This window comes from Mycolicibacterium sp. lyk4-40-TYG-92 (genome assembly GCF_030209435.1).
Taxonomy (GTDB): domain Bacteria; phylum Actinomycetota; class Actinomycetes; order Mycobacteriales; family Mycobacteriaceae; genus Mycobacterium.
This window is the reverse complement of the sequence record NZ_JARVRX010000006.1, coordinates 23,483-36,585: the sequence shown is the minus strand read 5'-3', so window position 1 is coordinate 36,585 and position 13,103 is coordinate 23,483. Positions and strand designations below refer to the sequence as shown.

Below are 13,103 nucleotides of genomic sequence, written 5' to 3'. Positions count from 1 at the left end.
CACTTTCCTGGGGACCAGCTTGGGTACCCGTCGCAGTGCCCACGCCGCGGCGGGTGTGTCAACGGCGGTTTCTGCTGGCCTGCCACAATGGTGGTCGTGGGTGCAATCACGCTGGACGGCAAGGCCACACGCGACGAGATCTTCACTGACCTGACCAAGCGGGTGGCGGCGCTGACCGCTGCCGGCCGGACGCCGGGTCTGGGGACGGTGCTGGTCGGCGACGACCCGGGCTCACACGCCTACGTGCGCGGCAAGCACGCCGACTGCGCCAAGGTCGGGATCAACTCGATCCGCCGGGACCTGCCCGCCGACATCAGCCAGGACGAGCTGAACGCCGTCATCGACGAGCTGAACGCCAACCCGGAGTGCACGGGCTACATCGTGCAATTGCCGCTACCGAAGCACCTCGACGAGAACGCCGCGCTCGAGCGCATCGACCCTGACAAGGATGCCGACGGACTGCACCCGACCAACCTGGGGCGGTTGGTGCTGAACGAGCCCGCGCCGCTGCCGTGCACACCGCGTGGCATCGTGCACCTGCTGCGCCGCTTCGAGGTGCCGATCGCCGGCGCGCACGTCGTGGTGATCGGCCGTGGCGTCACCGTGGGCCGGCCGATGGGCCTGCTGCTCACGCGGCGTTCGGAGAACGCGACAGTGACGTTGTGCCACACCGGAACTCGCGATCTGCCGGCACTGACCCGGCAGGCCGACATCATCATCGCCGCCGTCGGTGTGCCGCACATGCTGACCGCCGACATGGTGAAGCCGGGCGCGGCTGTCGTCGACGTGGGCGTCAGCCGGGTCGACGGCAAGCTCGCCGGCGACGTGCACCCCGGGGTGTGGGAGGTGGCCGGCGCCATCTCGCCGAACCCCGGTGGCGTCGGACCGCTGACCCGGGCTTTCCTGCTGGCCAACGTGGTCGAGGCGGAAGAGGCGAAACTGTCTTGACCGCAAAGGAATTCGCCCGCAAGGTGTTCGCCGGTCAATGGCCGATCCTGTCGGTGGGTGTGTTCTTCGTGGTGGCGTTCGCATTGGTGGTCGGCGGCTACTGGCGCCGCGGCGCGCTGGTGATGGCGATCGGTGTCGGGATCGCGGCGGTCATGCGCCTGCTGCTGACCGATGACCGTGCCGGCCTGCTCGTCGTACGCAGCCGGATCATCGATGTCGCGACAACAGCGTCCGTCAGCGCCGTCATGTTGTACGTGGCGTGGACCATCAACCCGTTGGGTACCGCCTAGCTTTCTGAACTGAGGCGGACCAGCGCCTCAAACCGTCGGCAGCAGTGCGACCGGTCCGTATCGCCCCGGCGGTCGCGCCGACGCGTTCACGCCGCACTCGCGCAGGGAATTGAATCGGACTAAAGTCCGTTTTATTCGATTGGGTCATTCCGACCGTGAAACTTCAGACCTGAGGAGAACTCATCGTGAACACGGCATTGTGGATCGTCGCCGGCGTACTGGCATTCGTCTTCGCCGGAAGCGGCATCATGAAGCTGGCCCTTCCCAAGGAGAAGCTGGTTGCGCAGGGCCTGGGCGGCCTCGACGACGTGGACCCGAACGCAATCCGCGGGATCGGCGTGGCCGAGGTTCTGGGTGCGATCGGCCTGATCGTGCCGCCGCTGGTGCACATCCTGCCGGTGCTCGCCCCGTTGGCCGCCGTCGGCCTGGCGCTGGTCATGGTCGGCGCCATCGTCACGCACGGCCGTCGCAAGGAGTACCCCAACGTGGCCGTCAACGTGGTGCTCCTCGGCCTGGCGTTGTTCGTCGCCTGGGGCCGGTTCGGCGCCTACGCCTTCTGAGTCCCCAGCGCCCGTGCACAAGTCCCGGTCAGTGACCGCCTGTGCGGGCGAGCCGGTCTTCGTGGATCTTCACCAGTTCGCGGAAGCCGAGCCGGTGATAATGCGGCACCGGTTGCACGCCCCAGGTGTCCTGAGCGGTCTTCTGTCCGGTTGCTTCTGCCGGCCCGCCGAACGGGGCACCAGAAAAGTCATACGGGAACTTGCACTCCACGGTGTCGTCGGAATAGCGCACCTTCATCAGCTCGCTGCAGATCTCCCTGAACGACAACGTCGGCCAGCCGTACCAGACGGCCAGCGCCGGCATGGTGAACGACCCTTCGATGACGAGGCCGAACAGGCAGATGAAGAGCCCGCGCTTGAGCCACTTGTGCATGTTGGCGTAGACGGGGGTGGTGCCCAGGGGAAGAGCAGCTGTCGATTCGGCTTCGGTGGTTGTCATGGGGTTTCCTTTAGTCGCTGAAGATTTCGCGATTGACGGTGTGCAGATACGGGATGGCCAGGAACGGCGTGATGTAGAAGATGTCGTAGAGCCACCAGCCGACTACCGGGAAAACCACACCGGCATAACGGATGTCGGCGAACATCGTCATATTGAACGTGTAGCCGATCCAGATGACGATGCCGAACCAGCAGGTGATGATGAGCCACTGGTGACCCCACCGCTTCATCTGCAGGAAGGCGATACCGGCGGCGATCCGCATGGTGAACACCGTCAGAATCAGCGCGACCTCCCAGGCCTTCTCGCCCGGTGCGCCGGCCCCGCCGATCCACAATTCGTTGTAGTGCCAGAAGTATCCGGCGTCGAACATGTTGCCCCACGCCGTGATGATCGTGCGGTTCAGGAGCGTGTGGTTGGCAAGCAGGTCCAGTGACCACCCGATGCTGTTGAGCGCGGCGTCGAGGATCACCAGATAGCCGATGAGGGTCACGATGATCGGCCGCACCGACAGGCCGGCCTTCTGCGCGCGTCGTTGTAGCCAGACGCCCCGCAAGAAGAACGGCAGCCCGAGGAACCCGATGAACATCGACCCCATCAACAGCGTGCCGGTGATCAGCCAGCGGTCCGCCTGCCGTTGCGCCAGCCGGGATTCGTCGTGGTGCTGGTCGTAGCCGACCGTCGGGACGGCTGTCGTGCTCACAGCGACCACCAGCCGCGGACGATCGACATGTGCAGCTGGATCAGGAACATCGCCAGCAGCCAGCCGTACGCGAACAGCTGGAAGACGATCAGCGCCCGTTTGCGTTTGCGATCCTGTTCATTCATGGCCGTGAAACTCCTTTTCGGACAGTGACATTGCCGGTCAACAGATTGCGGCCGGTTGTAAACACGCGGCGGCGATCTCCCGCAGGCCCTCGCCGACGGCGCCGTCGCTGCTCAGCGGGGCCAGCACCGCGGCCTCGGCGGCCGACATCTCATCGGCCCCCGCGGCGACCAGATGCGCTGCGGTGACCAGCACCCGCGTCGACGGCGGCTCGAAATGGAACGCATCGTCGGCCCGACGAATGCTGTTGGCACACGCCACAAGCCGTCGTGCCGCACTGACGTCGATGCCGGTTTCACCGACGAGGACCTCTGCCTCGCGGTCGGGTGCGAGATAGTCCATCGAGATGGTGACGAACCGCTGCCGGAACGACGGTTTGAGATCCTTGAGCGAGTGCCGGTAAGCCGGGTTGTACGAGCAGACCAGCAGGAAGGAATCGGGTGCCGGCACCACTTCGCCGGCGCGGTCCAGATACAGGGTGCGACGATGATCGGTCAGTGAATGCAGGATCGCCAGTGAGTCGTGGCGTGCCTCCACCACCTCGTCGAGGTAGCAGATGGCGCCATCCTTGACGGCGCGGGTCAGCGGGCCGTCAGTCCAGAGCACGTCACCAGCGGCGACGACGAATCGGCCGACCAGGTCCGAACTCGTCAGGTCGTCGTGACAACTGATGGTCACCACGGGGCGTCCCAACAGGTTTCCCATGTGCTCGACGAAGCGCGTCTTGCCACACCCCGTCGGACCGGTGAGCATGACCGGAAGTCGACGCTGATACGCCTGACTGAAGGTGGTTACCTCATTGCCGGCCGGTAAGTACGGGGAATCGGTTGCGGTCCAATCATTCATGCGGAAACCAACTCTCGGTGCACGTGCGCCAGAACGCGGGGGAGTTCTTCGATGTGACGGATCCGCCGGGACCGCCGGGAGCCGAAGACCTCGGGCAGCGGATCCACCCGGACCGGTCCCAGGCCCAGGTAGTAGACGCCGACACCCGCCTCGTCGGCTTCACCGACAGCGTGCGCGACGTCGGCCCAGGCGTACCGGCCTTCATAGCCTTCGTCGGAGATCAGGCCGTCACCGATCACGATGAGGAGGCGTCGTCCGGCGGGCTGCGCCAGCAGCCGGCTGGTCAGATGTCGGATGGGTGCGCCGAGCCGGGTGTAGCCGCCCGTCACCAGGCCCGACCTGCTGGGCAACGCAAAATGATTGTCGCTGAAGTCTTTCAGGCACCGCACCTCGACGCGATGCCGGGTATTGCCACTGAAAACGAAGATGCCGTGGCGCTCGCGCGCGACCGTCATCGCTCGGGAAAGTGCGTCGGCGCACGCCAATTCGAGGTCGAATACCCGGCCCTGATGAATACCGAGCGACGAGCTGCCGTCCATCAGTACGGCGGTGACGGTGTCGCGCGCACTGGGCAGCAAGGTGCGGAACACCTTCGGCTCGTGCTGCGAACCGGCTCGCCCGTCCGCATAAGCCGTGACGTACGCGTCGACATCGAGATCGCTGCCGTCCTCCAGTCGGTTGACCATCGTGCGATGGGTCGGCTCGTCGAACCAGCGCCGGATGTCCGGCGAGGCGCCGCCGCGGCGATCGTGCCGGGTCTGCCGGCGTTCCAGGACCGCGACATGGTCGGGCAGGAACGCTCCGCGCCACGAATTCCATTCGGGGTAGGGGATTCCGGCGCGTTGGTCGGATCGGACGTCGAGGTCGTCGTCCTCGGGCCGGCTGGCCGGTGGCAGGTTGGCGTTGCGCGCCCCGCCCTCGCCGCCGACGGGGATCGACATCAGCCGCTGGGTGTCCGAGCGCGACGAAGACCATGGCATGCGTGCGAGGGTGCGCCGGATCGCGCTCGCCAGCGTCCGACCGGCTGCCACGCTCAGCGGTGGCGTACCGAGGGCCGGGTAATTCGGCAACGGTGCCGTGGATCGTGCCAAGCTATCTGTGCGGCAAAGAATTTCGTGCGCAGAGAGGTCCGGGTCAGCCGGTTCCAGCCCGGGCAGCACCCGACGGGTCTCAGGCATCAGTCCGGGCCAGCGGCGCGCCAGCCAACCGAGTGCCACTGCGCCCTCGACCAGGCTGAGCGCGCCCAGTTCCCGTGCGGACAACCGGTGCAGCGGGTACTGCGCGATCCGGTCCTTCGACGGCGCGCTCTGCAGGGCGACGCCGCACGTATAGGTACGCAAGGACCAGTCGGCTGCAGGCGCCGGGTAGGGGACGTGGATGACGGAACGGCTTGCGCTCAAACCGAAGTGGCGTTGTTCGCCGGAGATCAGCCGCACTCCGGCCCGCCGTCGCTCCGACAGTGCCACCGCGGTCAGCGCGCAGGCGCGTTCGAGCTCTGCGGCCGTGATCGATTGGGACACTTGTGGACCGGCCGGCTCAGAAAGTCCCGATGTTCGAGAACATCCAGTACCAGAACGCGATGAGGGCGGCCATGGCGCCCCAAGCGATGGCGAGGCGGGCGATCTCCTGCCACATGGTGTCTCCTCCGGTTATCGGGCCGCGATGCCCCGCAGCGCGGTGTGGACGAAGTTGTCCAGCAGTGCGGTGCGGATCTGTTCCGCGCCGCGACTCGTGGTCAGCAGGGCATAAAGGCTGAGCAGGAAGTAGACGGCGCTGTGGAACGCGTCGACATCCGCATCGGCCTCACCGGACTGCCGCGCCCGTTCGATCTCCTGGACCACGAGCACGATCACCCGGTGGTCGGTCCATTCGTCGTCCAGCGGGCGGTTCGAGGAAAAATGCAGGGCCAGAACGTCTTTGAAGAGCAGCCGGCCGAGCCGTTGTTCGACGGCCACGATCACCCGAACCACCTCGTTCAGCGCCTCTTCGAGGGTGTGGGGGGACTGCAGGAATGTGGCGAGTTCGCGGCCGGCGGTCTCCTCGGCTTGGCGCTCGAGTTCGAACAGCACGTGTTCTTTCGTCGGAAAGTGAAAGTAGAACGTGCCGTGTGCGACGCCGGCCGATCTGATGATGGCCCCGACGTCGGCAGCTGCCATCCCCGCGCGCTTGAACTCGGTGATCGCGGCATCGAGTACGCGCTGACGGGTTTCCAGCCGTTTGGCTTCTCGCAGCGACGGTTTGGCGGTGGCGCGGGTCATGGTGGCTCAAGTTGTACTCGTTTTGTTGACCTGAGTCAATGACTTTAGTCAGTAATATTCATAGGAAATTGCCTGATGTGCAAACTTGCCCGGCGTGCAAAATGATCGGTAGGGTGGGCGGCATGCCCGAATCGGCCGAAACTGGTCTGCGCGAACGCAAGAAGCTCGACACCCGCCGGGCGCTCAGTGATGCGGCGCTGCAGCTGGCGTTCGACCGCGGCGGGCTCGACGCTGTCACGCGCGAGGAGATCGCAGCGTTGGCGGGGGTGTCGTTGCGCACGTTCAACAACTACTTCACCGGTAAGTACGAGGCGCTGGCCTACCGCATCGCCGAGCGGATGCGGCGCAGTGTCGCGGTGTTTCGGTCGCGGCCGGCCGATGAGCCGCTGTGGACATCGATCATCGAGGCGGTGACGGGCACGCTCGAGGAGGAGATGGTCGACATCACCGGTGCCGATCTCATCCCGGACCGCCGTGAGCTCGTCGAAGTGCGAAAACTGCTGATGCGCATCGAAGTTCGTAACGCGGTGCCGCAGATCCTCTACCAGGACTGGGTGGCTGCCATCGCCGAGCGAACGGGTCTCGGCCCCGACGACATGTACCCGCGCCTGGTGGTGGCCGTGGTCCGCGCCATCGGGGACACCGCGATGGAGGCGTACGCGAACGCCGATCCGCCGACGTCCATCACCCGACTGATGCGCGCGGGTTTCGACGCCGTCATCGCGGGACTGCCTGAACCGACCAGAACGAAGGAGTGACATGCCCGCTGACGTCGTGATCTCCGGCGCCGGACCCAACGGCCTGATGATGGCCTGTGAACTCGCCCTCGCCGGCATCAAACCGGTCATCCTCGATGCGCTGCCCGGGCCTGGCGACGAACCCAAAGCGAACGGCCTTGTCGGACAAGTGATCCGGCAGCTCGACATGCGTGGCCTCTACCAGGCATTCACGGGCGACCCCAACGCACCGCAGCCCGCTTTCGGCTGGACGTTCTCCGGCCTTCCGCTGAATTTTGTTGGGGTCGAGGATAATCCGATGCGTGCTGTGCTGATGAAGCAGCCACGCCTGGTCCAGCTGCTGTACGAGAGGGCGCAGGCTCTCGGAGTCGAGGTGTGCTGGGGGCACACCGTGACGGCTCTGTCGGCCGGGCCCGGCGGCGTCACGGTCGAGGTGGCCGCGCCCGACGGCGCCTATGTGCTGGACGCCGATTGGCTGGTGGGTGCCGACGGCGGCCGTAGCACCGTCCGTAAGCAGTCGGGCATCGGCTTCCCCGGGCACACGTCCCCGACGGTGGCCCGGCTGGCGCACGTACGCATCGCTGAGGAATTCCGCACTCCGAACGGCGACTTCGACGTGCCCGGATTCGGGCCGATCCCGTTCGGGCACAACCGCTACGACACCGGCATGGTGATCTTCTTCGAGGCACACGGCGATCCGCCGATGCTGGGCACCCTCGAATTCGGTTCGTTGCCGGACGACGCGCCGGGGGAGTTGACGTATGACGAACTGCGGCACAGCCTGCGCCGGGTGCTCGGGGTCGACGTGCCGTTCGACCTGCCGACCGGGCCTGGTCCGTTCGCGATGCGCCGCATCGACGGCCAGAACACCCGGCAGGCCGACGCATACCGGTCCGGCCGCATCCTGTTGATCGGTGATGCCGCACACGTACATTCGGCAATGGGTGGTCCGGGGCTGAACCTCGGTCTGCAGGACACCTTGAATCTCGGCTGGAAGCTGGCTGCCGTCATCAACGGTTGGGTGCCTGAGGAATTGATCGACACCTACGAGTCCGAGCGCTATCCGGTCGGCGAGCGCGTCATGATGCACTCGCTGGCCCAGATCGCGCTCACGGCGCCCGGAGCCGAGGTGCGCGCCTTGCGGGCGCTTCTCGGTGAACTCTTCCAGCTGCCTGACGCCACCGCCCACATGGCCGGGCTTCTGGCGGGGGCGGACGTTCGCTACGAGATGGGCGGCACCGCACACCGCCTGACAGGGTTCATGGTGCCGGACGAGACGCTGGACGACGGGCGCCGGCTGACCGACCTGCTGCACAGTGGTCGGGGCGTGGTGCTTGACCTGTCCGGCGGAGCGGCGGCCGCGGTCGCCGCACCGTGGGACCGCCGCGTCGACACGGTGGAGGCCGCGATGGCTGACGGGCCGGCCGCCATGCTGATCCGTCCCGACGGCTATGTCGCCTGGGCCGCAGACGCTTTCGCGGCGGCGGATGCCGAGGAGCTACGTGCGGCCCTGGAGCGTTGGTTCGGGCCGGCCGAGATCAGCGGCTGAGGGCGCGGCGCGCGACGCCGGGGTGGGCGGCGAGTTTGGGTCCGAGCAGCAGGGCGAAGACCGTCACCGCAAGCCATGGCCGCAGGTGTGGGCGCAGCCGCCGGATCAACCCCGCGTCGTCGAGTTCGAACACCAGGGCATCGGTGATGGTGAGACCCGCGACGCGCCCGCGGCTCACTGCGACGCGCATGGGCCCGTCGCCGATGACGTTCTCCCATTCCAGGTTTCGCATTCCGGCATAGACCGCGGTCAGTAGGACGCGGAGATCGTCGTGGCCGCGGAACACCATGCGCCCGGAGAGCGGGGAGATCAGCTCCGCCTCAGGTGCGAGTGCGGCGATGAACCGGTCGACGTCGCCGCTGCGGGTGGCCGCGCAGAACGTCGCGACGGAATCTGTGCTTGTCGTCATCAGAACCCCCTGCGGTCACTTGTTATTTGCAACCTACCTAATCAGAGTCCATTGCAGAAAGCAATGGACTAGTCTGGAGCGGTGTCAAAACAGTCCTTCGGCGACATTTCCTGCTCGATCGCGCGGACGCTCGATGTGGTGGGTCAACGGTGGACGGCCCTGGTGCTGCGGGATCTGTTCGCGGGAATGACCAGGTTCGAGGACATCCGCCGTGATCTGGGCATCGCATCGAACGTCCTGGCCGCGCGTCTGGACGACTTGGACCGCCACGCGATCGTGACCCGGCGCCAATACCAGAGCGCGCCTCCGCGTTTCGAGTACGTCCTCACCGATAAGGGGCGCGACCTCTACCCGGTGATCGCGACCCTGCTCGCGTGGGGCGACAAGTGGACAGCAGGTGGCGACGGCCCTCCGGCGCTACTGGTCCACGACGAATGCGGCTGTGTCACAACGGCGAAGACCGTCTGCGCAGAATGCGGCGGCGAACTCGAGGCCCTGTCGACGACCGCGATACCGGGGCCTGGCGCGCGGGTCGGCCCGGGCACCGCGGTCATCGGAGGATTCATCGCTCCCGACGGACCGAGTTAGACCAGGGTCGCCCGCACGCAGTGCGTGACGTACGGCAACGCCAATCCGGTGCTGCTGGCCAGCGCTGGATGTGTGCTCAGCAGCTCGCGCACTTCGCCCAGCACCTTGCGGCGCACGTCGGCGGGCGAGGTGATGCAGTAGCTCCGGGACGCTACAAGGTCGAGCAGCGCTTGCGGCGTCAGGTAACTCGTCCACTCGAAGCGGTGGGTCTCGATGTCGGTGAAGTCGCCGCACAGGGAGTCGGCCGACGGGTCGTGCTCGCAGCCGATGATGCGGTTCAGTTCCTTGACCCAGCCCAGCCGCTCGTCGCGGATGTTCCAGACCAGTCCCAGCCGGCCACCCGGTCGCAGCACCCGGGCCACTTCGGCCGCGGCCCGCTCCGGGTCGAACCAGTGCCAGGCCTGCGCGACCAGCACCGCGTCAACGCTGTTGTCCGGCAACGGGATTTCCTCGGCCGTGCCGAGCAGGGCCGGCACCGACGGCAGCGACCCGCTGAGCACCTCGAGCATCTCGGGGATGGGGTCGACAGCCGTCACCTTCAGGCCACGTTCGGCCAGCCGGACGGTCAGCTTGCCGGTGCCGGCGCCGAGGTCGAGGACATCGACGGCACCTGGGGGCAGCAGCCAGTTGATGGACTCCGGCGGGTACGACGGCCGTCCCCGTTCGTAGGCAGCGGCCTGCTCGCCGAACGACAGGGAGCGTTCGCCGGTCACCGGGACGCCAAGTCCAGGGTCTGGCGGATCAGCAGGCCCACCTTGTCGGTCTCGACCAGGAAGCCGTCGTGGCCGTAGTCGGATTCGATGACCTCGAGACCCGGACAGCCCGGCAGCAACGCGGCCAGTTCCTCCTGCAGCCGAATGGGATACAGCCGGTCGGACGTGATGCCCCCGACGATCACCGGCACCGGACACGACCCCAGCGCGGCGGCCACACCACCGCGACCACGCCCGACGTCGTGACTGCTCAGCGCGTCCGTCAACGCGACATAGGTGCCCGCGTCGAACCGTGCGGCCAGCTTGCGGCCCTGATACTCCAGGTAGCTCTCGACGGCGTAAAGGCCGTCGCTGGAACTCTTCTCATGGTTCTGTGCGGTGTTGCGGAACCGGTCGTCGAGTTCCTTTTCACCCCGGTAGGTCAGGTGTGCGAACCGGCGGGCGATCTGGATGCCGTCGTCCGGGGCCACGCCCGTCAGGTAGTAGTCGCCACCGGCCCAGTTCGGGTCGGCCTTGATGGCGGCGACCTGTGCGCACTGCGTGCCGATCTGGTCCGCGGTGGCACGCGCGCCGACCGCCAGCACCAGCCCGGCCCGCACCGTGTCGGGGTGTCCCACAAGCCATTCCAGCGCCCGCGCGCCACCCATCGAACCACCGACGACCGCGGCCACCTGGGTGATGCCGAGGGCGGCCAGGGCCGCCAGATCGGCGTTCACCTGGTCGCGCACGGTGATGGCGGGAAACCGTGAGCCCCAGGGCTTTCCGTCGGGAGCGAGCGAGCTGGGGCCCGTCGACCCGCGGCAGCCGCCGAGCACGTTGGTGGCGATGGCGCACCAACGGTCGGTGTCGATCGGCGCACCCGGGCCGGCGACGCCGTCCCACCAGCCGCCCGTCGGATGGTCGGGCCCGGCCGGTCCGGTGACGTGAGAGTCACCGGTCAGCGCGTGCAGCACCATCACGACGTTGTCGGCGGTGGGGGACAACTCACCCCAGCGCTGCACCGCGATCGACACGTCGGGCAGCACGACGCCGCTCTCCAGCGTCAGTGAGCCGATGTTCACGACACCGATCTCGCCCTCGGCAGGCAGCAGCGGCGCTGCGGATACGTCAGACACGGGCACGTCGATGATCGTCACACCAATGCCGCCTCTCGGTCGGCACCCCCCACCGATCCGGCGGCAGCGAAACCCTGCTCCAGGTCGGCGAGGATGTCTTCGATGCCCTCGATGCCGACGGCCAGGCGCACCAGGCCCGGGGTGACACCGGAGGCCAGCTGTTCCTCGGCGGTCAGCTGCTGGTGCGTGGTCGACGCGGGGTGGATCACCAGCGACCGGACGTCACCGATGTTGGCGACGTGGCTGTGCAGCGTCAGGGCGTTCACGAATGCCTTGCCCGCCTCGACGCCACCGGTCAGTTCGAACGACAGCACCGCACCGGTGCCCTTGGGGGCCAGCTTGCGGCCCAGCTCGTACCACGGGGAGGACGGGAGGCCGGCGTAGTTCACCGAGAGCACGTCCGGGCGGCCCTCGAGGTACTCGGCGACCTTCTGCGCGTTGGACACATGGCGTTCAACGCGCAGAGACAGCGTTTCCAATCCCTGCGCGATGAGGAAGGAGTTGAACGGGGCGGCGGCACTTCCCAGATCGCGCAGCAGCTGCACGCGCGCCTTGAGCGCGTAGGCCGGTGCGCCCAGGTCGGCGAACACCACACCGTGGTAGCTCGGATCGGGCTCGGTGAAGCCGGGGAACTTGCCGTTGGTCCAGTCGAAGGTGCCACCGTCGACGATGACGCCGGCGATCGCCGAGCCGTGCCCGCCCAGGTACTTGGTGGCCGAGTGCACGACGATGTCGGCGCCGTGGGCCAGCGGCTGGATCAGGTACGGCGTGGCGACGGTGTTGTCGACGATCAGCGGTACGCCGTTGTCGTGCGCGACACCCGAGACGCCCGGGATGTCGAGGATGTCGATCTTCGGGTTGGAGATGGTCTCGGCGAAGAACGCCTTGGTGTTCGGCCGGACGGCGGCGCGCCAGGAGTCCAGGTCGTCGGGGTTCTCCACGAAGCTGACCTCGACGCCGAGCTTGGGCAGCGTGTAGTGCAGCAGGTTGTAGGTACCGCCGTACAGCCGCGGCGAGGCCACGACGTGGTCGCCGGTGCCGGCGATGTTCAGGATCGCGAAGGTCGCGGCAGCCTGCCCGGACGACAGGAACAGCGCGGCCACGCCGCCCTCGAGCGCGGCGACGCGCTGCTCGACCACGTCGGTGGTCGGGTTCATGATGCGGGTGTAGATGTTGCCCGGCTCGGCCAACCCGAACAGCGCGGCGGCGTGGTCGGTGTCGCGGAACGTGTACGACGTCGTCTGGTAGATCGGCAACGCACGGGCATTGGTGGCGCTGTCGGGGCTCTGACCTGCGTGGATCTGCTTCGTCTCGAAGCTCCAGCGCGCAGTGGGGTCGATGGCCTCAGTGGTCATGTTAGGGGTGTCTCCTGTGAGTTTTTAGGTACGACGAATGGGCGCGCGAACTCGCACGAATCACGGACAGCGACACATGGAATGCCTCCACTCACCCAGTCATCCGGGTCCGTGGTGGCGGACCCGCGCTTGCCTCGCAGCTATGTACGGCTGCTCAACCTGGTCGTCTCCCGGGGCACCCCACCGCGGATGGAGGGTTGCCGGCCAGCAAGCCGGGGCTTGACGCTGGCACTCATGACCGGTTCCGAGGGTATCTCAAGAGGCTGGGCAACTGCTAGCTGGTGTCGTCCGGTGGGTGGGAGACAGGGTGACGCCGGCGGCCGGCGTTCACGCAGCCTGTCGGTATCGATCCAGTTCTGTGCCCGCCAGACCTATCCACCGGAAGCCTGCCGCGCCGGTCACGGTAACTTCGTAACCGTCGTGCGACGGGGTAGTCATGTGCAGACGCCGGACTCGACATAGATTTTCGTACG

The 13,103-nt window shown here is 67.0% G+C and carries 16 protein-coding genes and 1 riboswitch; of the genes, 6 read left to right on the top strand and 10 right to left on the bottom strand.

Annotated elements, in window-relative coordinates:
* Positions 1-96: 96 nt before the first annotated feature.
* The 3 genes from QRN63_RS11855 to QRN63_RS11845 all read left to right on the top strand — a co-directional run bounded on the left by QRN63_RS11855 (position 97) and on the right by QRN63_RS11845 (position 1,798).
* The gene (locus QRN63_RS11855) at positions 97-948 is read left to right on the top strand and encodes a bifunctional methylenetetrahydrofolate dehydrogenase/methenyltetrahydrofolate cyclohydrolase (RefSeq protein WP_267318278.1); all 852 of its coding nucleotides are present in this window, start codon (positions 97-99) and stop codon (positions 946-948) included.
* Complete coding sequence (locus QRN63_RS11850) at positions 945-1,238, top strand: DUF3017 domain-containing protein (protein WP_020104182.1); 294 nt, start codon at positions 945-947, stop codon at positions 1,236-1,238. Before QRN63_RS11855 ends, QRN63_RS11850 begins: the two co-directional genes overlap by 4 nt.
* 185 nt (positions 1,239-1,423) lie before the next feature.
* Positions 1,424-1,798, top strand: a complete 375-nt coding sequence (locus QRN63_RS11845; protein WP_267318277.1) for a DoxX family protein — start codon at positions 1,424-1,426, stop codon at positions 1,796-1,798.
* A gap of 28 nt (positions 1,799-1,826) precedes the next feature.
* Here the strand turns inward: QRN63_RS11845 and QRN63_RS11840 are convergent, their stop codons facing one another.
* The 6 genes from QRN63_RS11840 to QRN63_RS11815 all read right to left on the bottom strand — a co-directional run bounded on the left by QRN63_RS11840 (position 1,827) and on the right by QRN63_RS11815 (position 6,164).
* Positions 1,827-2,237: a hypothetical protein gene (locus tag QRN63_RS11840; protein WP_285030931.1), complete on the bottom strand. Its 411-nt coding sequence runs from the start codon at positions 2,235-2,237 to the stop codon at positions 1,827-1,829.
* A 10-nt stretch (positions 2,238-2,247) separates the two neighbouring features.
* On the bottom strand, positions 2,248-2,937 hold the full coding sequence (locus QRN63_RS11835; protein ID WP_267318275.1) for a hypothetical protein: 690 nt from the start codon (positions 2,935-2,937) through the stop codon (positions 2,248-2,250).
* Complete coding sequence (locus tag QRN63_RS11830; protein ID WP_256370088.1) at positions 2,934-3,062, bottom strand: hypothetical protein; 129 nt, start codon at positions 3,060-3,062, stop codon at positions 2,934-2,936. The genes QRN63_RS11835 and QRN63_RS11830 overlap by 4 nt, the downstream gene beginning before the upstream one ends.
* Before the next feature lie 37 nt (positions 3,063-3,099).
* On the bottom strand, positions 3,100-3,906 hold the full coding sequence (locus QRN63_RS11825) for a CbbQ/NirQ/NorQ/GpvN family protein (protein WP_285030926.1): 807 nt from the start codon (positions 3,904-3,906) through the stop codon (positions 3,100-3,102).
* On the bottom strand, positions 3,903-5,426 hold the full coding sequence (locus tag QRN63_RS11820) for a nitric oxide reductase activation protein NorD (protein WP_285030925.1): 1,524 nt from the start codon (positions 5,424-5,426) through the stop codon (positions 3,903-3,905). Before QRN63_RS11820 ends, QRN63_RS11825 begins: the two co-directional genes overlap by 4 nt.
* Before the next feature lie 129 nt (positions 5,427-5,555).
* Positions 5,556-6,164: a TetR family transcriptional regulator gene (locus QRN63_RS11815; protein ID WP_285030924.1), complete on the bottom strand. Its 609-nt coding sequence runs from the start codon at positions 6,162-6,164 to the stop codon at positions 5,556-5,558.
* 122 nt (positions 6,165-6,286) lie between these two features.
* Here QRN63_RS11815 and QRN63_RS11810 point away from each other — a divergent pair, with 122 nt between their 5' ends.
* Together QRN63_RS11810 and QRN63_RS11805 are read left to right on the top strand one after the other, a co-directional pair.
* Positions 6,287-6,922, top strand: a complete 636-nt coding sequence (locus QRN63_RS11810) for a TetR/AcrR family transcriptional regulator (protein WP_285030923.1) — start codon at positions 6,287-6,289, stop codon at positions 6,920-6,922.
* Between the two features lies 1 nt (position 6,923).
* A complete protein-coding gene (locus tag QRN63_RS11805; protein ID WP_285030922.1) occupies positions 6,924-8,450 on the top strand; it encodes an FAD-dependent monooxygenase in 1,527 nt (508 codons plus the stop codon).
* Here the strand turns inward: QRN63_RS11805 and QRN63_RS11800 are convergent.
* The gene (locus QRN63_RS11800) at positions 8,440-8,859 is read right to left on the bottom strand and encodes a nuclear transport factor 2 family protein (protein ID WP_285030919.1); all 420 of its coding nucleotides are present in this window, start codon (positions 8,857-8,859) and stop codon (positions 8,440-8,442) included. The genes QRN63_RS11805 and QRN63_RS11800 overlap by 11 nt on opposite strands.
* A gap of 81 nt (positions 8,860-8,940) precedes the next feature.
* Between QRN63_RS11800 and QRN63_RS11795 the strand changes: the two genes are divergently transcribed.
* A complete protein-coding gene (locus QRN63_RS11795; protein ID WP_285030918.1) occupies positions 8,941-9,447 on the top strand; it encodes a winged helix-turn-helix transcriptional regulator in 507 nt (168 codons plus the stop codon).
* Here the strand turns inward: QRN63_RS11795 and QRN63_RS11790 are convergent.
* From QRN63_RS11790 to QRN63_RS11780, 3 genes are read right to left on the bottom strand one after another with little or no spacing between them, the layout of a single operon-like run.
* Positions 9,444-10,160, bottom strand: coding sequence for a class I SAM-dependent methyltransferase (locus QRN63_RS11790; RefSeq protein WP_267318267.1), 717 nt, complete (start codon positions 10,158-10,160; stop codon positions 9,444-9,446). The genes QRN63_RS11795 and QRN63_RS11790 overlap by 4 nt on opposite strands.
* Entirely contained in the window at positions 10,157-11,296 is a 1,140-nt protein-coding gene (metX, locus tag QRN63_RS11785) for a homoserine O-acetyltransferase MetX (protein ID WP_285030916.1), read from the bottom strand. Before metX ends, QRN63_RS11790 begins: the two co-directional genes overlap by 4 nt.
* Positions 11,293-12,630, bottom strand: a complete 1,338-nt coding sequence (locus QRN63_RS11780; protein ID WP_267318265.1) for a bifunctional o-acetylhomoserine/o-acetylserine sulfhydrylase — start codon at positions 12,628-12,630, stop codon at positions 11,293-11,295. The genes metX and QRN63_RS11780 overlap by 4 nt, the downstream gene beginning before the upstream one ends.
* 120 nt (positions 12,631-12,750) lie before the next feature.
* Positions 12,751-12,870, bottom strand: a riboswitch (SAM riboswitch).
* Between the last annotated feature and the right edge of the window lie 233 nt (positions 12,871-13,103).